Source organism: Nocardia sp. NBC_00511, from assembly GCF_045161165.1.
Classification (GTDB): Bacteria; Actinomycetota; Actinomycetes; order Mycobacteriales; family Mycobacteriaceae; genus Nocardia.
In genome coordinates this window covers 2,859,499-2,879,158 of the sequence record NZ_CP107849.1, presented here as the reverse complement: position 1 = coordinate 2,879,158, position 19,660 = coordinate 2,859,499, and the positions used below count along the sequence as shown (strand labels likewise).

The 19,660-nt window shown below is 67.5% G+C and carries 19 protein-coding genes; 7 read left to right on the top strand and 12 right to left on the bottom strand.

Annotated elements, in window-relative coordinates; translation table 11 throughout:
- The first annotated feature begins 30 nt into the window (after positions 1 to 30).
- A complete protein-coding gene (locus tag OG300_RS13655) occupies positions 31 to 669 on the top strand; it encodes a TetR/AcrR family transcriptional regulator (RefSeq protein ID WP_405495773.1) in 639 nt (212 codons plus the stop codon).
- Between the two features lies 1 nt (position 670).
- Here OG300_RS13655 and OG300_RS13650 read toward each other — a convergent pair whose 3' ends face one another.
- On the bottom strand, positions 671 to 2,089 hold the full coding sequence (locus OG300_RS13650; protein ID WP_405495771.1) for an MFS transporter: 1,419 nt from the start codon (positions 2,087 to 2,089) through the stop codon (positions 671 to 673).
- Between the two features lie 328 nt (positions 2,090 to 2,417).
- On the opposite strand from OG300_RS13650, the gene OG300_RS13645 reads away from it, so the two are divergent.
- From OG300_RS13645 to OG300_RS13630, 4 genes are all read left to right on the top strand, one after another.
- Positions 2,418 to 4,400: a S9 family peptidase gene (locus OG300_RS13645; protein WP_405495769.1), complete on the top strand. Its 1,983-nt coding sequence runs from the start codon at positions 2,418 to 2,420 to the stop codon at positions 4,398 to 4,400.
- A 370-nt stretch (positions 4,401 to 4,770) separates the two neighbouring features.
- A complete protein-coding gene (locus tag OG300_RS13640) occupies positions 4,771 to 5,322 on the top strand; it encodes a lasso peptide biosynthesis B2 protein (RefSeq protein WP_405495767.1) in 552 nt (183 codons plus the stop codon).
- A gap of 56 nt (positions 5,323 to 5,378) precedes the next feature.
- Complete coding sequence (locus OG300_RS13635; protein ID WP_405495765.1) at positions 5,379 to 6,905, top strand: hypothetical protein; 1,527 nt, start codon at positions 5,379 to 5,381, stop codon at positions 6,903 to 6,905.
- Positions 6,906 to 7,078: 173 nt separating this feature from the next.
- Positions 7,079 to 7,423 carry an Lsr2 family protein gene (locus tag OG300_RS13630; RefSeq protein WP_405495764.1) on the top strand — a complete coding sequence of 115 codons (345 nt, stop codon included), beginning with the start codon at positions 7,079 to 7,081 and terminating at the stop codon, positions 7,421 to 7,423.
- A gap of 64 nt (positions 7,424 to 7,487) precedes the next feature.
- On the opposite strand, the gene OG300_RS13625 is transcribed toward OG300_RS13630, so the two are convergent.
- Positions 7,488 to 8,435: an alpha/beta hydrolase gene (locus tag OG300_RS13625; RefSeq protein ID WP_405495762.1), complete on the bottom strand. Its 948-nt coding sequence runs from the start codon at positions 8,433 to 8,435 to the stop codon at positions 7,488 to 7,490.
- A 178-nt stretch (positions 8,436 to 8,613) separates the two neighbouring features.
- On the opposite strand from OG300_RS13625, the gene OG300_RS13620 reads away from it, so the two are divergent.
- A complete protein-coding gene (locus OG300_RS13620; protein ID WP_405495760.1) occupies positions 8,614 to 9,447 on the top strand; it encodes an HpcH/HpaI aldolase/citrate lyase family protein in 834 nt (277 codons plus the stop codon).
- A gap of 51 nt (positions 9,448 to 9,498) precedes the next feature.
- Here OG300_RS13620 and OG300_RS13615 read toward each other — a convergent pair whose 3' ends face one another.
- Complete coding sequence (locus OG300_RS13615) at positions 9,499 to 10,242, bottom strand: arylmalonate decarboxylase (RefSeq protein ID WP_405495758.1); 744 nt, start codon at positions 10,240 to 10,242, stop codon at positions 9,499 to 9,501.
- Between the two features lie 40 nt (positions 10,243 to 10,282).
- Entirely contained in the window at positions 10,283 to 10,852 is a 570-nt protein-coding gene (locus OG300_RS13610) for a TetR/AcrR family transcriptional regulator (RefSeq protein ID WP_405495756.1), read from the bottom strand.
- Positions 10,853 to 10,933: 81 nt separating this feature from the next.
- On the opposite strand from OG300_RS13610, the gene OG300_RS13605 reads away from it, so the two are divergent.
- A complete protein-coding gene (locus tag OG300_RS13605; RefSeq protein ID WP_405495754.1) occupies positions 10,934 to 11,827 on the top strand; it encodes a DUF4437 domain-containing protein in 894 nt (297 codons plus the stop codon).
- A 50-nt stretch (positions 11,828 to 11,877) separates the two neighbouring features.
- Here the strand turns inward: OG300_RS13605 and OG300_RS13600 are convergent, their stop codons facing one another.
- From OG300_RS13600 to OG300_RS13565, 8 genes are read right to left on the bottom strand one after another with little or no spacing between them, the layout of a single operon-like run.
- The gene (locus OG300_RS13600) at positions 11,878 to 12,621 is read right to left on the bottom strand and encodes an arylmalonate decarboxylase (protein ID WP_405495752.1); all 744 of its coding nucleotides are present in this window, start codon (positions 12,619 to 12,621) and stop codon (positions 11,878 to 11,880) included.
- A gap of 15 nt (positions 12,622 to 12,636) precedes the next feature.
- On the bottom strand, positions 12,637 to 13,431 hold the full coding sequence (locus OG300_RS13595; RefSeq protein WP_405495750.1) for an SDR family oxidoreductase: 795 nt from the start codon (positions 13,429 to 13,431) through the stop codon (positions 12,637 to 12,639).
- Positions 13,428 to 14,345: a hypothetical protein gene (locus OG300_RS13590; RefSeq protein ID WP_405495748.1), complete on the bottom strand. Its 918-nt coding sequence runs from the start codon at positions 14,343 to 14,345 to the stop codon at positions 13,428 to 13,430. Before OG300_RS13590 ends, OG300_RS13595 begins: the two co-directional genes overlap by 4 nt.
- The gene (locus OG300_RS13585) at positions 14,342 to 15,031 is read right to left on the bottom strand and encodes a hypothetical protein (protein WP_405495746.1); all 690 of its coding nucleotides are present in this window, start codon (positions 15,029 to 15,031) and stop codon (positions 14,342 to 14,344) included. Before OG300_RS13585 ends, OG300_RS13590 begins: the two co-directional genes overlap by 4 nt.
- Complete coding sequence (locus OG300_RS13580; RefSeq protein WP_405495744.1) at positions 15,006 to 16,148, bottom strand: Rieske 2Fe-2S domain-containing protein; 1,143 nt, start codon at positions 16,146 to 16,148, stop codon at positions 15,006 to 15,008. Before OG300_RS13580 ends, OG300_RS13585 begins: the two co-directional genes overlap by 26 nt.
- 10 nt (positions 16,149 to 16,158) lie before the next feature.
- Entirely contained in the window at positions 16,159 to 17,106 is a 948-nt protein-coding gene (locus tag OG300_RS13575) for an alpha/beta hydrolase family protein (protein WP_405495742.1), read from the bottom strand.
- Positions 17,103 to 17,918 (bottom strand): oxidoreductase, encoded by an 816-nt coding sequence (locus OG300_RS13570; protein ID WP_405495740.1) that lies wholly within the window; start codon positions 17,916 to 17,918, stop codon positions 17,103 to 17,105. The genes OG300_RS13575 and OG300_RS13570 overlap by 4 nt, the downstream gene beginning before the upstream one ends.
- Complete coding sequence (locus OG300_RS13565; protein WP_405495738.1) at positions 17,915 to 19,570, bottom strand: nitrilase-related carbon-nitrogen hydrolase; 1,656 nt, start codon at positions 19,568 to 19,570, stop codon at positions 17,915 to 17,917. The genes OG300_RS13570 and OG300_RS13565 overlap by 4 nt, the downstream gene beginning before the upstream one ends.
- Between the last annotated feature and the right edge of the window lie 90 nt (positions 19,571 to 19,660).

Genomic DNA, 19,660 nt, shown 5'->3' with positions numbered 1-19,660 from the left:
ACCCCCGTCCGTTTAGCTAAAGTGAGAGCGGTGACCACCCGTTTGCCTCACACCCTGCGTTCGGATGCCCGCGACAACCGCGAACGCATCCTCGATCAGGCGCGGGCGGTGTTCGTCGCCGAAGGCCTCGAGGTGCCGATGCGGGAGATCGCCCGCCGCGCCGAGGTCGGGCCCGCCACCCTCTACCGCCACTTCCCGACCAAGGAGCTGCTGGTCGCCGCCGCGTTCACCGACCAGATGCTGGCCTGCCGCACCCTGGTCGACGAGGGGCTGGCCGATCCTGATCCCTGGCAAGGCTTCTGCCACACCGTCGAGCAGCTCTGTGAACTGCAAGCACGAGACCACGGCTTCACCGCGGCCTTCATGGCCGCCTACCCGCACGCGATGGACTTCACCGCGATCCGCACCGCCTCGATCACCGGCGCCGCCGAACTGATCCGCCGCGCCAAGGCCACCGGGCGCCTGCGCGCCGATGTCGGGATCGACGACCTCATCCTGATGATCATGGCCAACAACGGGATCAACGCGGGGACACAGGCTGCACGCCTGGCGGCCTCCCGTCGTTTCGCCGCCCTGATGATTCAAGCGTTTCGAGCGTCACCGGCGGCCGTGCCACTGCCGCCGGTGCCACGATTGGCGCCCGCGATGCCGCGCCGACCCGGCAGGTGAATTACCTGACTGCCGTGTGCGATCGGGGCTCGGCGCGCAGGTGGTGGGACCACGAGGACACGGTGGCTACGGCCGTCGCGGTGGTACACAGCAGAGTCGCCCAGCACAGCGGATTCGTCGAATGATGCCCCGCGAACGACAGTAGGACACCGGTGGTCAGCGCGATGCAGAAGGTGGCCGAAAGGCGTTGTGTCAGTTGTAGGAACGACGCCGCGACACCGTGCAGCGACGGTGGTGAGAATGCGAGGGTGACCGCGCGCAGCGGCGGTTCCACGAGACCACCGGCGGCACCCACGGCGATCTGGAACGCCGAGATGATCAGGAACAGCGTCCATCCGTCGCTGTAGAGCGCGGCGAGCGCGCTCGCCAGCAGACCTGCGGTTTGCAGGAACAGCCCGCCGCTGATCATCGTCGGAGCGTGCGTCACGAAGCGCCGCCGACCCCAGCGCGTCGCCACGATCCGCGCGAGGGCGGACGGGATCAGCGACACCGCGATGACGAGTGCGGGCAGATCACACACTTGAAGGAAGTAGATGGTCTTGACGGTGGTGAACGCCAGCGCGGCCCCGAACCACAGCGCCGCCACCGCATTTCCGGTCACGAAGCCGCGCGAGCGCATCAGCTCGGGCGCGAACAACGCCAGCTTGCCGCGTCGGGTGTACCCGCGCTCCCACAGCACCAGGCCGACGACCAGCAGCGCGCACCCCGCCGACACCGCCGCGATCATGAGACCCGGTAGACCCGGATCGATGACCGGGATCGTCACGCCCACTACGAGCACTCCCAGCATGGCGATCGCGGGCAGATCCAAATCGGTGCGGTGACGCACCCGAGGAGCTCGCGGCAGACCCCGGGCACCGAGCACGATCGTCACGACGACGAAGGGGACGGGCAGCAATAGTATTGCCCGCCAGGCCGATTCGGCCGGCAGTGACCACAGCATCAGCCCGGCCAACAGCGGACCCGCGATGGCGGCCCACGCTCCGGCCGCGGTGTAACCGGCCAGCGCTCGCAGTCGAGACGGTCCGGTGAACGCGTCCTGGATCACGGCGAGCACCTGGGCGCTGATCACCCCGGCCCCGAAACCCTGGACGAGACGTCCGCCGATCACCGACCAGGCTGCGCCCGCGGTCGCCGACACGACCGCGCCGACCAGGAACAGCACCAGACCGGCGATGAACAGTCCACGGCGGCCGTAGAGATCGCCGAGCCGACCCGCCGGAGCGAGGCCGAGACCGAACATCAGGGAGTAGGACGCGAGAAACCATTGGATGTCGGAGTCGGTCAGGTCCAGAGTGGACTGCACACTCGGCGCGGTGAAAGCGATCACCGCACCGTCGAGCAGCGTCGCGAACCCCGCGCCGAAACATGACCACAGGGCCGAATTCCGCTGGTAGATCGCGGTCGGTCCGACAGGCACGGCTTCTGCATGACCGCTTTCCGATCTCGACTCGACAGACAGGGGTTCGGTGTCTGTCATCGAGGGACCGGTGCGGTCCGCTGAACGCAATTCATCCGACGATCGTGCTGGCCGGTATCGCATCGGCAACAGACTTACGCTCGCGATGATCCGCAGGGAATCGCGGCCGGCGAACGTTCGTCGAGGCCGGATCGGGCGAGTAGCTGTCGCGGCAGCATCGTCCAAATCGGCTGAGGGGTAGGCAGAGTCGGTGGTGGCCGGTAGATGCCGGGACTGTCGGCGTTCGGCCTGACCCGGACGTGCGGTTGGCGGCGGCTAGCCTGTTCGAGTGACGACTACCGAGTTGCCCTTCGGGTCCTGGCCGACCTCCACCACGTCCAAGAGCGTCGTGAGCGCCGCGGTGCGCCTCGGTGAGGTGCGGGTGGACGGGGGCGAGGTGTACTGGTCGGAGGGGCGACCCACCGAAGGCGGGCGGACCCAGATCGTGCGGCGCGCGGCCGACGGGACACGCACCGACCTGCTGCCGGAGGGGATGGACGCCCGCACGGCGATCCACGAATACGGCGGCGCCGCATGGTGGGTGCGTGCCGGGGTGCTCTACTTCGTCAACTGGGCCGACCAGCGGTTGTACCGACTCGAGCGGGGCGGGGTTCCGGCCGCGTTGAGCCCGGAGCCCGCGGTGCGACGCGGGGACCGTTACGGCGATGGCGCTTTCGGCCCGGACGGCACCACCATGGTGGCGGTCCGGGAGAGCCACCCGGCCGGTGGACGGGGCGCGATCGATGTGCGTAACGAGATCGTGCGGCTGTCGGCTGATCGGCCTTCGCAGCCGGAGGTGCTGGTCAGCGGACCGGATTTCGTTGCCGCACCGCGAGTGAGCCCGGACGGGGGACTGCTCGCGGTGGTCGCGTGGGATCACCCGTCGATGCCGTGGGACGACACCGTGCTGCGGGTGCGTGAGCTGGCGACCGGTACGGACACCGTCATCGCGGGTGGTCCGGGGGAGTCGGTGCAGGAACCGCGCTGGCAGGACGACGGGTCGCTGCTGTTCCTTTCCGACCGCAACGGGTGGTGGAATCTCTACCGGTGGACGCCCGGCGGCAGCGTCGAGGCCGTCATCGAGATGGCTGCCGAAATCGGCATGCCCGCATGGCAATTGGGCTCGGCGCGCTACGTCGTGCTCGAGGACCGGAGCATCGTGTTCGCCCGTTGGCGCGACGGCTACGACGGACTCGCGGTGCGTCGCCCGGACGGGTCGGTCACCGATCTCGAGCTGCCCTTCTCGGCGCTCGTCACGATCGAGCGAGCCGACGAGAACGCCGTGGTCGTGGTGGCGGGCGCACCCACTGCCGAACTCGGCATCTACCGCATCGAATTCGGCGGTGCGACCCACCTCGTCGAAACCCTACGTGCGCCACGCGATCTCGGTCTCGAATCCGCCGAAGTGTCGGTACCCGAGCCGATCTCGTTCCCATCGACGGATCGATCAGGTGCGCCACGCACGGCACACGCCCTGTTCTACCCGCCCGCCAGCACCCGATACCGCGGCGGCGATGCGGAACTGCCGCCACTGCTGGTGATGATCCACGGCGGCCCGACCTCACAGGCACTGCCCGTGCTGTCGCCGAGCACCCAGTACTGGACCAGCCGCGGCTTCGCCGTCGTGGACGTCAATTACGGCGGCTCCACCGGCTACGGCCGCGCCTACCGCGAACTGTTGCGCGACGCCTGGGGCGTCGTCGACGTAGCCGACTGCATCGCCGCCGCCCGATGGCTCGCGGACAACGGCCGCGTCGACCCCCATCGCCTCGCCATCCGAGGCGGCTCGGCGGGCGGTTACACCACCCTCGCCGCACTGGCTCGAACCGACACCCCCTTCGCCGCGGGCGCCGACCACTACGGAGTCGCCGACCTCGAGGCCCTCGCCGCCGAGACCCACAAATTCGAGAGCCGCTACCTCGACGGCCTGATCGGTGAATACCCCGCCCAGAAGGATCTTTATCGAGAGCGCTCCCCGATTCACCACGTCGATCGCTTCCGCAGCCCCCTCATCGTTTTGCAGGGCAGCGACGATCCAGTAGTCCCGCCCAATCAGTCCCAGATGATCGTCGACGCCTTACGAGAACGACAGATCCCGGTCGCCTATGTCCTTTTCGAAGGGGAACAGCACGGGTTCCGACGGGCGGAGAACATCCGCAGAGCATTGGACTCCGAATTGAGTTTCTACGGACAGGTATTCGGATTCGACCTCCCCGCCGGGGAAGCCATCGATCCGGTCACCGTCGAGAACCTCCCGGGCGGCCGAGGGTAGCGGCAAGCAGGTGTCAACTTTCGACAATTCCGTCGGGACCGTTCGGTTCAATTCGATCCGTACTGTGCTACAGGTGAATTCAGTACCGTGTGGGCAGTGCCGGGCGTACCATCGACAGGCCAACGACAGTTGATGCGTTGGCAGAGAGTCCAGATCGATGCCGAAAGGCTCAGTACGATGAAGACGTTGCGTATCGTGTACTCAATCTTGTTCCGCCGCTTCGCTGGTCCGCGGGCCATCGCCGGTAGTTCCGGTCCGTGGCAGGAGACCAACCCCAATATGCAGTACAACTGACAGGACTCACGTCGCGATTCGGACGCGGAGCCAAGTGGGCATCTACGCTCGGTGGACATGTCTGCATGTCGACGGAATGCAGGACATCATCGTTCATGGTCCGCGTTTCGGTTCGACATACCGGATGCCGAGGGGTCTCGCTACGGGTTCTCTCCTTCCGTTGCTGTTGGGATTGAGAGCGTCCGAATATCGGGATCCCTTGGTGGACCCTGCTTCCCGCATTGCTCTGGTCGGTTGTGCGGAGACGACAGCGAGTGTTGGATGGTTCATCCGGTTCTTGTATTTGCTCTTTCATCGCCACCGAACATTGTTGTCGATCAGCCGTGCAATGCGCTTGTCTCGCTGGATGGCCCGGGTCGGTTCGAAACACCCGGCCTGGGGGCCTGAGGATGTCGGCAATGCGGTGATGGCCGTGGAACAGTCGCTCGGAACTTCCGATTGTTATCCCCGGGCGTTGATCACCTCCTTTTTGTGTATGACGGTGCCACTCGATTGTGAAGTAGCGGTCGGTATCCTTTCGCCCACCACGAAAATGCACGCCTGGTGCTCGGTCGACGGTGTCGTACCCTACGAGCCTCGTTCCGAGCACTGGATCTACAGTCCTTTGATCGTGTTCGGATCCTGTTGAGGCGCTCCGCAGTTCCCTCGGGTCCCGGCGAACCGTCGCAGTTCGTCGAGGGCGACATGACGATGGACGTGCGGGCGGGCGTAGCAGCCCGTCGCACAGTGGCCCAAGGTGTGCCGCTCTACTACCTCAGCTTGTTCGAGGACGAGATAGATGAACGGCTGGAGGGCTTCCTCTCCGCTGCCGGGAGTCTGTCGGGCGGAGGCATGGCGCAGCACCCGTTCGCACTCGAGCCCACCGACGCCGTGGTCATCGCGGCGCACGACGGGACCTTCCACGTTCGGCGGGGTGGGGCATCGAACTTCCCCCTGTACTGGACATGCGTGCAGAAGGCGCTGGTCCTGAGTACGACACTTCCGATCGATTCGGCGCGACGACTGTCCGTCTCAGGGCTTCTGGCATCGGTCGCGGTTGTCTCGGTTGCGAATCAGAATGAACCGAATCTTTCCGAGTGCACACCGTTGGCTGGTTGGTTCCGTTGTCGGCGAGGGGCAGTGACCCACCTGTCGGCACCTGCTGGCTCGCTCTCGGAACGGCCGGTGGACTTCGCTTCCGGTGAGGTTGTGGCGCTCGATCGCGGCCGACTTATCGCAGCATTGCGATCAGCTGCGGGCGCATTCGGTGAGCGCCAGGCGATTCGTCCGCGTGCGTTGCTCGAGCTCTCGGGCGGATTCGACAGCACGATCGCTGCCGTGGGCGCGCGCGCTCACGGTGTAGATCTGTTCGGCGTGTCGGAGTCGATGCCGTTCTACGAATTCAGATTCGAGGAAGGGATTCAAGACTCGGTCGCGAACATCCTCGGAATCACTCGCGTATGTATCGATGGCACAAAGCATTTCGTCTATGCTCCCACTGATTGGCGACCACGGCTCGACGAGCCTTCGATCGGGGTCCTCCGGCTCAAACGCGATCTCACCGTTGCCCGTGTCGCGTTGCAGGAAGGCATTGATCGCATCATCGTCGGTCATGGTGGCGACCAGCTGTTCGCCGAGGAGCTTCTCGATCGCGAACGCTCGCCGCGCCCACTGAACCCGGGGGCGTTTTCGGACGCTGCCTGGCGCCGGATCCAGCGCACCGTGGAGACTGCGCGTCTCGACCCCTTGATGAAGCGAAGCACGTTGACGTTCTCGCACAGTTCCCAATTCGATGTCGCCTTCAAGGAAAAGTTCGGCATCACAACGCGTTCGCCGTTCACCGATGTCGCCTGGATCAGATGTGGCCTGGCCTGGGCCCGCCTATCGGACCGTTCGGGCCCGGATAAGACGATCCTCGCCGAGGCGTTCGCGTCCGATCTGCCCGAGGCTGTCACTCATCGCCGCGGCAAGGTTCCTTGGGACGGCGTGACCTCGCGTGGCTACGCGGCCCACAAAGACCACATCCTTGCCGAACTCGATCGAGGGCACGCCCCACTGGAGCGAATCGGATTCAACCTGCGTTGGCTACATCGCCGCGTCCAGCAACTGGCCGACGGGACGAAGTCGACCTCTGACCGTGACGACAAGGAGATCATCGCCAGTTATGCACTGGCGCACTGGCTGAACAGTTGGGGGATCGTGGATGCGTCGGATTGCTTCTGGGCCGAGTGATGCCACCGTGCAGTCGGGAAGGTTGCTCGGTCTCAGGTGGTAGCCGGACCGAGGCCCACCCTCTCGCCGCTTCGGATACGACCGGCCCGAGGCGGCCTCCGGCGGAAGCCGCGGCGCCTCCGCTAAGGTCCTCCCCGGCACGACTACATCAGTTCGATCGAAAGGCAGTTGTCATGGCACGCAAGGTCATCGTCGAGATGGTGGATGACTTCGACGGCGAGTCCATCGCGGAGGAGACGGTGTTGTTCGCGGTCGACGGCGTGGACTATGAAATCGACCTGTCCGCGTTGAACGCGGCGGCGTTGCGTGGGCAGTTCGAACGGTGGACTGCGCATGCGAGCAAGGTCGGTCGAACCACGAAGGGTAAGGCCGCCGCTGCGAAGGGCGCTCCGGCCGTCGACCGGGAGCAGAGCCGAGCCATCCGGGACTGGGCCCGGGCCAACGGATTCGACGTGTCCGCTCGCGGACGCGTCGCCGTAGAGGTTATCGAGGCGTACAACAAGGCCGACGCCGCGTAACGAGCAGCGGCCGCCCGAATCCGCGTGACTGCGGGTTCGGGCGGTGCGGCAGTGCGCCCCGGGTCTACGCGGGCGCCAGGGGGACGGTGCCAGCTGTCGCTGGATCCCGGGCGAGTTCGTCCAACGAGGAAACGCCGTCGAAGTAGGAACGGGTCCAGTCCGTGGTCAGCCTCGCCACGGTGGTGGCGTTCACGGGTTGTGGTACGCCGCAGGCCAATTCACCGACCAGGTCGGAGCTTTCGCCTTCGGCGTCGGTGTGTTCGCCGGTGGGGAGCAGGACGCCGGTGAAGGTCCGGTGCAGTAGGGTCCGCACGGCGGTGGTGCCGCTCGCGAGGGCGTTGCAGGCCGATGGCGGACCGGAGATCGAGAGAATCGGCAGCCCGGTCGGGTCGAGGTCGGTGAGGGCTGTCGCGGTGTTGTCGCCCAGGAACGATTGCACCGGATCGAGCAGCACCAGTCCGCGCAGTCCGGTCCAGGCGACGGGGGAGTCGGTGTGCAGGCGGTGGGCCACGTATTCGATCGCCTCCGCCCCGGCCGAATGGCCGATGAACACGAACCGATCCGGGATAGCGGGTGCGGTGCGCCCGGCGCTGGCGGCGGCGGTGCCCAGGCTGGTGGCCAGGGGCCCGGTGGGGTCGTTCGCGGTGGCGAACAGGCCCGCGACCTGATCGAGGAACGCGGTGTTGTCACCGAGGTTCTGCAGGGTGCAGCCGTGGACGTCGAGGAACGGCAGGCTCGGCGTGAACACGAGATATCCGGCGTCGGAAAGGGATCGGGCGAGGGCGGCCACATTGCCCGAGGCGCGGGCGAAGCCGTGTTGCAGCCACACCAGACCGCGAGGTCGACCGCTGGGCAGATACCAGTCGGCCTCCTGGTGGAGTTCGCCACCGGCGCAGGGCAGGTCGATCGAGGCGGGCAGCCGGACGGTGTCGGCCGCGGCGGGTGTGATGGCGGTGAGGCTCGCCGCGCACGCGGCGGCGAGGACGGTCAAGGTGGCGGCTCTCAGGCCCATGGTGACTCCAAATGCGTTGCCGGGACGGCCTCGCGATCTTGCTCTCGACGGCTTCGTGGCGACGATATGCGCTGGACAGTGCAATATGGTTGCCGCTATGTTTCCTTCATCGAAACAGTGTTTCGATGCTAGAGGCCGGTGGCCCCCGCCGTGGCCGAATCGGAAACGAGGTCCTCCCTTGCGATCCGCGCTCTACGTTCCGGGCAATCGCCCGGAGTTGTTCGACAAGGCGCTCGCCGGACCCGCGGACGTTGTGCTGCTCGACCTCGAGGACTCGGTTCCATTGGCGCAGAAGGAGTTCGCGCGCGCCGAGGTCGCCGCGTGGCTGCGCGGGCTCGTGGTCGACCGGCCGCGCATCTGGGTGCGCGTCAACCCGGGTGACCTCGCGCCCGCCGACCTGCGCGCCGCCGCGGTGCCGGCGGTGGCGGCGGTCTGCCTGGCGAAAACCGATTCGCCGCAACAGGTTCGGGCGGCCGTGGCAATCCTGGACCAGGGTGGGTCGGGCGCTCACATCCAGATCTGCCCGCTGCTGGAAAGCGCTGTCGCTGTCCTCGAGGCTCGTGCCATCGCCACCGTGCCGCGGGTGGCCCGCCTGCAACTGGGCGAAGCGGATCTGTGTGCCGACACCGGCATCGAGCCGGACGCCGAGCGCACCGAACTGCTGGCCGTCCGAACGCAGATCGTGCTGGCGAGCGCCGCGGCGGGCATCGCGTCGCCGCTGGCGCCGGTGAGTACCGACTTCCGTGACCTCGACGCACTGCGGAGGTCGACGCGCGCACTGGCCCGGCTCGGCTTTCGGGGGCGTGCCTGTGTGCACCCTGCGCAGATCCCCGTCGTCAACGACGTGTTCACGCCCACCGCCGCGGAGCTGGCGCGCGCCCGAGACTTACTGTCGCGCTTCCACTCCGCGACCGACGGCATCGCCCTCGACGACCGTGGGCGCATGGTGGACGAGGCGGTCGTGCGCCGCGCGCGTCGGCTCCTGGCCGACGCACCGCACGTACCGAACTGAGGATTCATCGGCGAGGTCACGTGGGCCGGTGCACGGCGTCGGTTGGAGCGCTCAGTGATTGCGCAGCAGTGTGCCCGCGCCGTCGATCCGATCTTCGAAACCGTGCTCGCGCAACGCGTGCCACAGCGTGGCGGCGTTGATGGCGATGACCGGCTTACCGAGTTCGCGTTCCAGTTCGTCGGCCTGGGCGACGAACGAGAGGTTGGTGCCGACCTGCACGATGGCCTCGACGCCGGGAGAGTCGAGTTCGGCGATGACCTCGCGCAGGCGGGCCCGGCCGACCTTCGCGATGTCCATCGCGGTGGGGCAGCGCAGGCCGGTGATGGCGGCCACCTGGAATCCGGCCTCGGTGAAGAAGCGGCCGACCTCCCGGTCGGCGATGGGCTGGTAGGGGGAGAAGACCGCGATGCGGCGGCAGCCGAGGTCGTGCAGTGCCGCGCGGCAGGAGCTCGCGCCGGTGGTGACCGGCAGGCCGGTCCGGTCCCGTAGCCGCTGCTCGAAGGCCGCGTTGCCTTCGACTCCGCCCCAGAAGGTTTCGGCCGACATGCCCATGACCATGCGGTCGGGCTCGGCGGTGAGAGCGTCGCGGACGGCGGTGTCGATGGACGCCCGGATCTGCCCCAGCAGTGCCTGGAAGTCGTTGTCATCGCCCATGGCCGGGTTCGGGATGTACATCGAGCCCGCGCGGTAGGCGATGCCGGGCAGCCCTGCCCGCCAGTAGTCGTGCTCGACAACGGTGTTCGTGCTGGGCACGATGACGCCGAAGACGGCGCGGGCTCCTACGGCGTTGGTCATCGGATTCCTCTGTGGTGCCTGGTATTCGGTGGGGAAACGATCAGCGGGCACGAATGGCGTGGCGTGACAGCGCATCCGCGACCGCGCGGTGTGCGCGCTCCCGGTCGGCGGCACGATCCAGCAGCAGCGCGTCGACCAGCAGCGGGGACACGATGGCCGAGGCGATCTCCTCGACCCGGGCGTCGTCCTCGACGCCCACCGCGCGCACCGCCGCGTGGAAGGGTGCGAGCAGGTCGGTGACGTAGCGCTGCCGCAGCTCGGCGCAGGCCGGATCGGTCACCGCGGCGGTGACCAGGGCACGCAGGAACGCGGCAACGGGCTTGTCGCGCAAACGATCACACAGCAGGTCGACCTCGGTGTGCAGGTCGGCGACCGGGTCGGCGGTGGGCTCGACGGCGGCGTGCGGGGCGACGGCGATGAGGGCGGCCAGGAAGTCGCGAGGAGTGGGCCAGTGCCGGTAGATGGTGGTGCGCGCGACTCCCGTGATGCCGTGCAGTCGTTGCGGAGTCAACGCCGCCGCGCCCTCGGTGAGGATCAGCTCGAGTGCGGCGGTGAGCACGATCTCGACGGTGTCGGTGGCGGGCCCGGCCGGGCGTCCTGGTCTGGTCACGAGAATAAACGATACATCTTGTTTTGGATATTGATAAGCACTACATTCTGTATCGGAAACACTGTTCCCGCAGGAGGATTCATGCGACCGCACGTAGAGCTCATCGATGAAAAAGACCTGATCTGGCACCTCGCGGAATTCCAGCACGCCACCGGAACCGCCGAACAGCGCAATCTGAGCTACGACGAGGAGGACGGGTCGGCCTCGCTGAAGGTCCGCTTCACCAGCGACTGGTCGCGGCCCGCAGGGGTGCACACCGCCGCGACCGAATGGCTGGTGCTGTCGGGCCGAGTGACGGTGGGCGACACCGAACTCGGTCCCGAAGGCTTCTGGATCGCTCCGATCGGAGTCCTGACCCCCGAGATCCGGGTCGCCGCCGACACCGAGATCCTGCTGTTCCGGGAGGGCGGTGGCTGGGGTTTCGAGCCCGCGGACGCCGATCGCGAATTCGTCCGTCCCGACCAGAGATTCGTGGTCCTCGACTCCGCCGCCATGCCGTGGATCGACGTCAAGGACGGCAGCCCGATGCGTTTCGACCTGGGCGGCACCCCGGTTCCCGGCCTGTACATCAAACTGCTGCACCGCGACGAGAAGACCGGCTTCTACAGCCGCCTGATCAAGGCCAAGCCCGGCTGGCGCGAGGTCCCCCTCGCCCACCACCCGTGCAGCGAGGAGGCCTACTGTCTCGACGGCGGCTTCGAATACAACTTCGGCACCATGTGGCCCGGCACCTACTTCTGGCGCCCCCCGTTCATCCGCCACGGTGACTTCACCGCCGACGCCGAACGCGGCTGCACCTGGATCGTGCGCTCCGACGCCGACCTGGTCGACTGGTACACCGACAACGCCAAGGTCGTCGCGACCGGTAACCCCACCAACTGGGGCGAGGGCTACCCGAACACGCTGGGCCCCAAGCTGATTACCCCCGTGCGGTCGAAATCGGTCGGCGAGTGGGCGGATCCGACCCATCAGTAGTCCGTCAGTGAACACCCGGGCCGGGATCCGGCCCGGGTGGATCGGATGGGTCAGTGGTCGCGCAGTAGTGCGCCCGCACCCTCGACGCGGTCGGTGATTCCGTTGTCGCGCAAGGCCATCCACCAGGTGGCGGCGTTGATGGCGAGGACCGGTTTGGCGAGCCAGCGTTCGGCCTCGTCGGCGAGGCGGACCATGGACAGGTTGGTGCCGCACTGAACGAGGGCGTCCACACCGTCGCCGTCGACATCGAGCAGTGCCGCGCGCAGGTCGTTTTCGGTGACATGGGCGATGGAGACGGCGGTCGGGCAGCGCAGGCCGCTGATGGCTTTCACCTCGAAGCCGAGTTCGCCGAAGAAGCGGACTACGTTCTCGTCACCGACGGGCTGATACGGCGTGACGACGCCGATTCGCTTGGCGCCGTACAGTTCCAGGGCGCGGCGGCAGGCTTCGGCGCCGGTGGCGACTTCGAGGCCGGCTGCCTCGTGGATTTGGCGCACGAAGCGGCGATTGCCCTCGACGCCGCCCCAGAAGGTTTCCGCGGACATGCCCATGACCATGTAGTCCGGTTCGCAGGTCAGGACTCGTTCGCAGGTGGCGACGAGTTCGGCGCGGATCTGGTCGAGCAAGCGTCCCATGCCCGCGTCGTCGCTCATGTTCTGGTCGCGAATGTGGATGCGGCCGAAGTGGGCGGTGACGCCGGGTACTCCCATGCGGGCGAAGTCCGGTTCGACGACGGTGTTGGTGGAGGGGGCGAGTACGCCGAACTTGGCGCGCCAGCCCAGCACGTCTGGCATGAAAGTTCCCCTTGCTCAGGCGGATTCGGGTGAGTCGAAAAGGTCACGGCGGCGGAAGGGAGCGGCGGCGAAGCGGCGCATCACCTTGCCGGTGGTGAGCCAGGCGACGTGGGCGCCGTTGCGGGTCTGGGTCAGGGCCTGGTCGGCGAGCCACGGGGCGACGGTGTCGACGTGGTCGGCCAGAATATTGAAGACCTTGCGCGCCTTGGCCAGTTCGGCGTCGTCACCGTAGCCGTGGGTGAGCAGATCGGTGACGACCATGCCCGGACTCAGCAGGCCGACCGACACCTGAGCGGGCACCTCGTCGGCCAGGCCCTTCGTGAGATAGGTGACAGCGCGTTTGGTGGCCCCGTATCCGGTCAGCCCGGCCACCGAGCGGCCGTCGCTGCCGAGGCCCTCCATGTTCCAGACGTGCCCGCCGCCGGATTCTGCCATGCCCGCGATCGCGACCGCGCAGCCGTTGATGACGCCGATCAGGTTGGTGTCCACCACTTTTCGGGTCTCTGATTCGGTCAGTGACCAGAGTGGGGCGCGCCGGTGGGAGACGCCCGCGTTGTTGATCCAGACATGCACCGGTCCGAAACGGTCCACGGTGGCGTCCCACAGTTCGCTCAGCTGGACGCGGTCGGAGGTGTCGGCGGGCTGTACCAGGACGGTTCCGGTCAACTCCGCACGCAACTTCTCGATGCGGTCGAGGTCGGTGCCGCACACCGCCACCCGATGCCCGCCCGCCAGTAGCGCGCGTGCCATACCCAGCCCGATTCCGCGAGTGCCGCCGGTGATGACGACCGTGCGTTTCGCGGTACTCACGCCCGCTCCAAGACGCCGTGCATGACCACGGCCAGGCGATTGTGGTCGAAGAGCTGGTAGACGACCGCCAGCGTCGAGCCCGATCCCATGCCGGGTTCGGCGTCGATCATGAATTCCCGGCCCACCAGCCGCCGTCCGTCGGTCTGATGCAGTCGTACGAAATGGGCACGGCCATAGGCCGATCCGTTGCCCCACACATCGGGTCCCTCGTGGAAGGAGCGTGCGCCGTCGCGGCGCACGGTGAACCGCGTGTCGGATTCGACGACCCCCGACATGGTCAGGTGGTGCTCGGCGGTGAGCAGGCTCAGCGGATCGATGGTCAGTTCCATGCGGGTCTTACCGATGTTCACCTGATCGGCCGTCCACAGCTCGAGATCGCCGGCATAGCGGGTCTCGTCCTTGGTGGGCACGGTGAAAGGCACCGCGCCGCAACGAGTTTCGGTGGCGATGCGCTCGTCCACCAGGTTCGGATCCCGGGTGTACACGCCGTTGAACACCCCGATGACAGCGGGACCCTGATACAGGACCGAGGAGTACGCCTGGGTGTCGTCGATGGTCTGATTCCAGGTCTCGAGCGACACCTGCCAGCCGGGGCCGTAGTAATTGGCATCCACGAAACCCCCGTAGGGCTGGCCGGATCCGTAGAAGTCGGGGCCGGTGTAGATGCGGTCGCCGTCGGAATCGATGACACCGAAGGCGAACGGTGCGCCCAGCGCGAAGCGACCGGCCAGCCTGCCACCCCCGGTGAGTCCGCCGTCCATGTAGTAGGTGGTCTCACCGTGGTCGAACACCGAGGAGCGGCGGATGTCCTCGAACCCCAGCCACACGCCCTCGGCGTCGAACAGGGAGGGCCGTCCCACCCATTCCCCGGCGATGCGCTGCTGGAACGCGCTCGGTGCGGTGTCGGTGCTCATGCTTGCAGTTCCCGTCGCACGCGCTCGGCCTGTTCGGCCCCGAGCAGCCGGGTGACCTGTGTCCAGACCGGATCCACCTGCGGGCTGAACAGATTGGCCCGGTTGGCGGCATCGCGGGCGGGCAGATCGGTGTGCACGGCGGGCACCCCCTTGTCGACGAGGGCGAGCCAGTGCCGCAGGTAGGCGTCTACGGTGCCGCCGAGTGCGCCGAAGGCGGTTTCGGTGGCGCGGCACACCACCATCCACGGCGACATCATGGCTCGCTGGCGCGGTCCGACGGCCGCTGGAGAGACCCCGTCGGTCAACCAGGCTGCCTCGAGCAACGGGGTCAACGGCAGGAACGCCGCGTCCAGGTACTCCAGGTGCACGGCCAGGTCCGCGCGCGGGATGAGGTCGAGGTGCATGGCGTAGTACTCGCCGCCGTAGACCGAGTCGAGGGTGAAATGCGGTACGGCGGATTCCTTCCCGGTGAAGGCGAAGATCATGTGGCTGTCGAGCCCGATGGGCGGCACCACCAGATCGACGGTCACCGCCTTGTCGATCGGGCCGCCGCGCAGCACGCGCAGCCGCCCCACCGGGTCCGGTGACATGGCGCTGGTCAGCGCCACATCCTCGGTGATGCTCAATCCCAGTGCGCTGGACAGTGTTTCGAGAGTGCGCTCACTCAGGGTCGCGGGCAGAGACATGCGGTTGTCCTCCATTGCGCGCCTTGTGTACCCAGGCGCTGGCCAGTTCGGGGTTGTCGCGGCGGCCGGGTGAGGCGATGACGGTGGCGGTGCGCCGCGGTCCGTCGCCGGTGATGATGTCGTCGCCGCCCACCCACCAGCCGTCCTTGATCAGCTGGGCGCGCCGACGCCGGTAGGCGACCTGTAGGGAGTCGCTGCGCACGTGCAGTTCGTCGGAGAGATCGAACGGAAGCAGCTCCGGCCGTTGGGATTCCACCACCGGACGGTCCTGCAGCAGGATCTTCTCGATGCGTTTGCGGGTATTGGCGTCGGCCCAGCCGCCGGTGAAGAAGTTGCGGAAGCCGAGGATCTTGACCAGCGTGCGGTCCTGGGATAGCGGGATATTGAAGTCGTAGAGGATCAGGTCCCCGATCGGCAGCCGGACGTGCAGCTTCACGATGTTGGGCAGGTACCAGGCGTTGGTGACGGTGACGAATTCCGGGCGCGGCTTGCCCCGGAACAGCAGCCCCCACAGGCCCTTGGGTGGCGGTGGACTCAACTCGATGTCGGCTTCGGCCGACCAATCGGTCTGCCGCACCCGGAAATCCGGGATCTCCGGCTTGTCGGGATTGCCGAACGCGGTGCCGTGCACGAACGGCGTGTGCGAGGCGTCGGCCACGTTCTCGAAGGTGCGCTCGTAGTTGGCGTCGACGACCATCTCGTACTCGACCGCCCGGAAGGTCGGATCGTCCCACTGCGGGATCTCCGGGATCGGCGGCCGCTGCTGCTCGGGCAGATCACCGAGGTAGGCCCAGATCATCCCGTGGCGTTCGAGGGTCGGGTACGCGTCGACGCGGGCCTTGCGTGGAATCGTGCGTTCGGGTGCGTTGGCGGGGATGCGCACGCAGACGCCGTCGGCGTCGTACTGCCAGCCGTGATACGGACACGTGATGCAATCCCCGGTGACCGTGCCCATCGACAGCGCGCCGCCGCGATGCACGCACAGATCCGAAAGACAGGTCACCGCCCCGGCTTCGGTGCGGTAGAGGACGAAATCCTGGCCCAGGCAGGTGACCCTGCGGGGTTCGCGGCCGACCCGGTCGGCGAATTCGAGTGCGTACCAGAAGTTCTTGAGCAATGCGATCTCCTCAACGCCGCTTGATCAGCATGCCGTCGTCGAAGGCCGCCAGCTCGTCGCGTGCGGTCGCCGACTCGCGCAGATGCGCGCGCAGGAACAGGGTCGTCAGATGGGCGAAACGGGCCAGCGCGTCGGTGGTCGACTCGCCGTCGAGGAAGGCGCGTGCCGCGGTGGGGTCGGCGTCCGCGATGCCGAAGTGGTTGGCGCCGGGCACCACCGCCAGCAGGTGCTCGCCGTCGGGCAGCGCCTCGGTGAACGTGCGCTCGACCGGGTCGGGCCGATCCTCGCCCTCGCCGTAGCGGTCGGCGCTGCCTCGAATGACACCGTCGTTGGTGCCCACCCCCAGTAGCACCGGGCACTCCACCTGGGCGGGCAGCACCGTGCCGGGATCCCAACCGAGCATGGTGGCCACCAGAGTGTGTGCACCCCAGGCGAATACGGCCCGCACGTGGGGGAAGAACCGGGCGGACTGCAACACCACGGTGCCGCCCGCGGAGTGCCCGCCCAGTGCGATCCGGGTGAGATCGAGCGCGCCGCGCAGGGGTTCGGTCTCGTTGAGTTCGGCGAGCGCGTCGAGGATGGCGGAAATGGTGGGGCAGGTGGGCCGGGTGCCGTAGGCGTCGGGTCGCGCGGCGGCCAGGTCGACGCCGGGGGTCAGGCCGCGCTGCCCGCCGAACAGGTCGGCCACCCGATCGAAAGTCACCACCACGAAGCCGGATTCGGCGATGGCGGAGGCGAATCGGCGATAGGAGTCCTGCCCGACATTGACTCCGGACAGGAACAGCACCACCGGGTAGGGGGCTGCCGTGGCATCGGGTGCGAACACGCCGGTGAGGCGTTCGGCGTCGTCGCCGGTGACGGTGGCCGGGTAGTAGACCTTGAGGTGCGCGGTGTCGAACGGCGCGTCGCCGTCGGTGCGGACCGACCACCACAGGGAACGGATCACGGTGGCGCTCATGCGGATCCCTCCGGCCTCGGCAGCACGCGGTCTCCGCCCCACAGGGCGCGGACCAGACGCTGGGTGAGGTCGGGCCCGAACATGCGCTCGGCCATGACATTCGCCGGATCGCGCTCGGCGATATTGCGGCGCACGCGCAGATCCCGTGCGGCGAGGCCGGCGCGTTCACCCTCGGGAACCACCTCGGCCGTCTCGACCCAGCCCAGCCACTGCTCGACCTTCGCGGTGAGCAGTTCGGCGACGGTGTCGAGGTTGGGCCGGGTGGGTGGGAACGAATAGCAGTAGGCGGTGGGAGACAGGCTGGCTCGGATGAATCCGGTTCGGCTGGTGAACCAGGTGAAGTCCGGATGGTCCTGCTTGAACGTGAGCCACGGCTCGTCGGCCTCGGTGTAGTAGGCGTCGAAATAGTCGCCGTCGCCGACCAGATCACCGCGCGGGACGCCGTCGACGTAAAACCAGCCCTCGGGCCACAGCAGCAACGCCGAACCCAGATGCGGCACTCGCACCTGGGGGCCCAGCCAGGCGGTCAGGTGCAGGTTCACGAAACCCGTTGCCGGATCACCGATCCAGGAGTGCACCAGCCAGTCGATCTCGGGTCCGGTGTAGGCGGCCAGACTGCCCGACGGGCCGGAGTCGCCGGTGCCGTAGGAATCCAGGTCCGCGGTGGAGGGATCGCGGGTGAGCTCGAATCGTGATTCGATTCGCGACTTCAGCCCCGACAGCAGCCGCTGCCATTCCTGGAAGGTCTCGGTCACATCGATTCTGGGATGCTCGTCGACCATCTGCTCGACGTGCTGGAGGGTTTCCTTCATGGCAGCTCCGGTTCGGTTGTCGCGGTGGCGGGTTCGCGCGTGAGGGACACGGTGGCGGCCCGGGGTCGTCCGGCCACCAGATCGGTGCCGCGCGAGACCGAGCGGTTGACGGCCTGGGCCGGGCGGACGGTCGCGTGCAGGCGGTCGGCGCCGGGGGGCGCCGAGGTCACCTCCGGATGGCTGATCAGGCCGGTGAACGGGCCCTGCCAGGCGGTCCACAGTGTGAAGTCGGGGCTGAGGGCGTAGACGTCAGCAGTGAGGCCGCCCGTGGAATCCAGTCCTGCGGCAACGAGATTGAGCCGGTTCTCGGCCGCGCGCTCGGTCAGCCCGAGTCGCCGCTCCCACTGCTCCTGCGGTGAATTCACGACCGCGACCACGTCGGCGTCCTGAATCGCGGCCAGGCGGAAGGTCTCCGGGAAGAGGGTGTCTTCGCCGATCACCAGTGCGATCCGGCCCCACGGTAGATCGAATACCTCGACCCGGGAGCCCAACTCGGTGAGCCAGGTGTAGCGGTGGCTGCGGTGCAGTTGTGCCTGACGGCCGATCACGCCGTCGGCGCTGATGAGCAGGCCGACATGGGAATTGCCGTCGCGCACGGTCAGCACCGCGTGCGACGAGGTGCCGTCGAGTGCCGCCGCGACCGTGGGGACGGTGAGCTGGTGGGCGCGCGCCTGGGCCGTGAGTTCGGGCAACACGATCAGTTGTGCTCCCGCTGCGGCGGTCTCGGCGATCAGATCGGAGTCGGGCAGGGTGACGGCGACGTGCAGCGTGTCCGTTGCGGAGGTATCGCGGGTAGCGGACCGGGTCAGCAGCGGGGCGTAGACGCGAGGCCGACGGGCCCCGAGTACGTCGAGACCGTCGGTGCGCGTCTTGTCGTCGGCGCGCGCGATGTCGATGTCCGCGACCACGAGTGCCTCACCGGCGGGTGGGGCCTTGGCGACGGTGACGCCGTCCGGGGCGACGATCTGGCTCTCGCCCGCACCGTGCAGGCGGTCCGCGGGCACGCCGAGCCGGGCCGCGATGTCGGGCAGGCGGTCCTCGGGCAGCAGCGGACCGACCTTGTTCGCGGCGATCACCCAGACCCTGTTCTCCGCGGCGCGCACCGGAATGTGCAGGCTCGCTTCATCGGTCGCGAAGGAGTTGAGGCTGTTGAGCAGCACCTGGGCCCCGCGCACCGCCAGCGAGCGAGCGACCTCGAAGACCACGCCCTCCATGCAGGCGTACATGCCGAGGCGGCCCAGTGCGGTGTCGACGACCTCGGAATCGGTGTCGCCGCAGTCGAGATGGTCGTTCTCCGCACCCATGAGGATCTGCTTGTCGGACTCGCCGAGCAGGGTTCCATCGGGACCGAAGAGCAGGCCGGTACCGGTGGTGCGACCGTCGGGACGGGCGAGGGTGACGCCGATCTTGAGGTACATCCGATGCCGCGCGGCGCGTCGCGCGATGGCGGTGAGGAAGGAGTCGCCGGTCCGGCAGGCCATTCGGCGCGCATGAGAGCGGTTGTCGTACCACGATAGGTGGTTACAGAACTCCGGCAGTACCAGCAGTTCGACTCCGACCGATGCGGCGGCGTCGATCATCCGCAGGCATGTTTCGAGATTGACCGCGACATCGGTACCGGCGGCGAGCTGGGCGGCGGCGACTCGCGTCATGGGCCCGAACCTCCTGAGTGCCAACCGTTTCGTTGTTCGAAACAGCGTTTCCATTTGTGATTCTGTACCGGTGTCCGGGATCTGTCCAGT

Coding starts and splice junctions, on each gene's coding strand:
- OG300_RS13640 (WP_405495767.1), top strand. CDS start 4,771: ATGCAGGACATCATCGTTCATGGTCCGCGTTTCGGTTCGACATACCGG.
- OG300_RS13635 (WP_405495765.1), top strand. CDS start 5,379: ATGACGATGGACGTGCGGGCGGGCGTAGCAGCCCGTCGCACAGTGGCC.
- OG300_RS13630 (WP_405495764.1), top strand. CDS start 7,079: ATGGCACGCAAGGTCATCGTCGAGATGGTGGATGACTTCGACGGCGAG.
- OG300_RS13625 (WP_405495762.1), bottom strand. CDS start 8,435: ATGGGCCTGAGAGCCGCCACCTTGACCGTCCTCGCCGCCGCGTGCGCG.
- OG300_RS13615 (WP_405495758.1), bottom strand. CDS start 10,242: ATGACCAACGCCGTAGGAGCCCGCGCCGTCTTCGGCGTCATCGTGCCC.
- OG300_RS13605 (WP_405495754.1), top strand. CDS start 10,934: ATGCGACCGCACGTAGAGCTCATCGATGAAAAAGACCTGATCTGGCAC.
- OG300_RS13600 (WP_405495752.1), bottom strand. CDS start 12,621: ATGCCAGACGTGCTGGGCTGGCGCGCCAAGTTCGGCGTACTCGCCCCC.
- OG300_RS13590 (WP_405495748.1), bottom strand. CDS start 14,345: ATGAGCACCGACACCGCACCGAGCGCGTTCCAGCAGCGCATCGCCGGG.
- OG300_RS13585 (WP_405495746.1), bottom strand. CDS start 15,031: ATGTCTCTGCCCGCGACCCTGAGTGAGCGCACTCTCGAAACACTGTCC.
- OG300_RS13575 (WP_405495742.1), bottom strand. CDS start 17,106: ATGAGCGCCACCGTGATCCGTTCCCTGTGGTGGTCGGTCCGCACCGAC.
- OG300_RS13570 (WP_405495740.1), bottom strand. CDS start 17,918: ATGAAGGAAACCCTCCAGCACGTCGAGCAGATGGTCGACGAGCATCCC.
- OG300_RS13565 (WP_405495738.1), bottom strand. CDS start 19,570: ATGACGCGAGTCGCCGCCGCCCAGCTCGCCGCCGGTACCGATGTCGCG.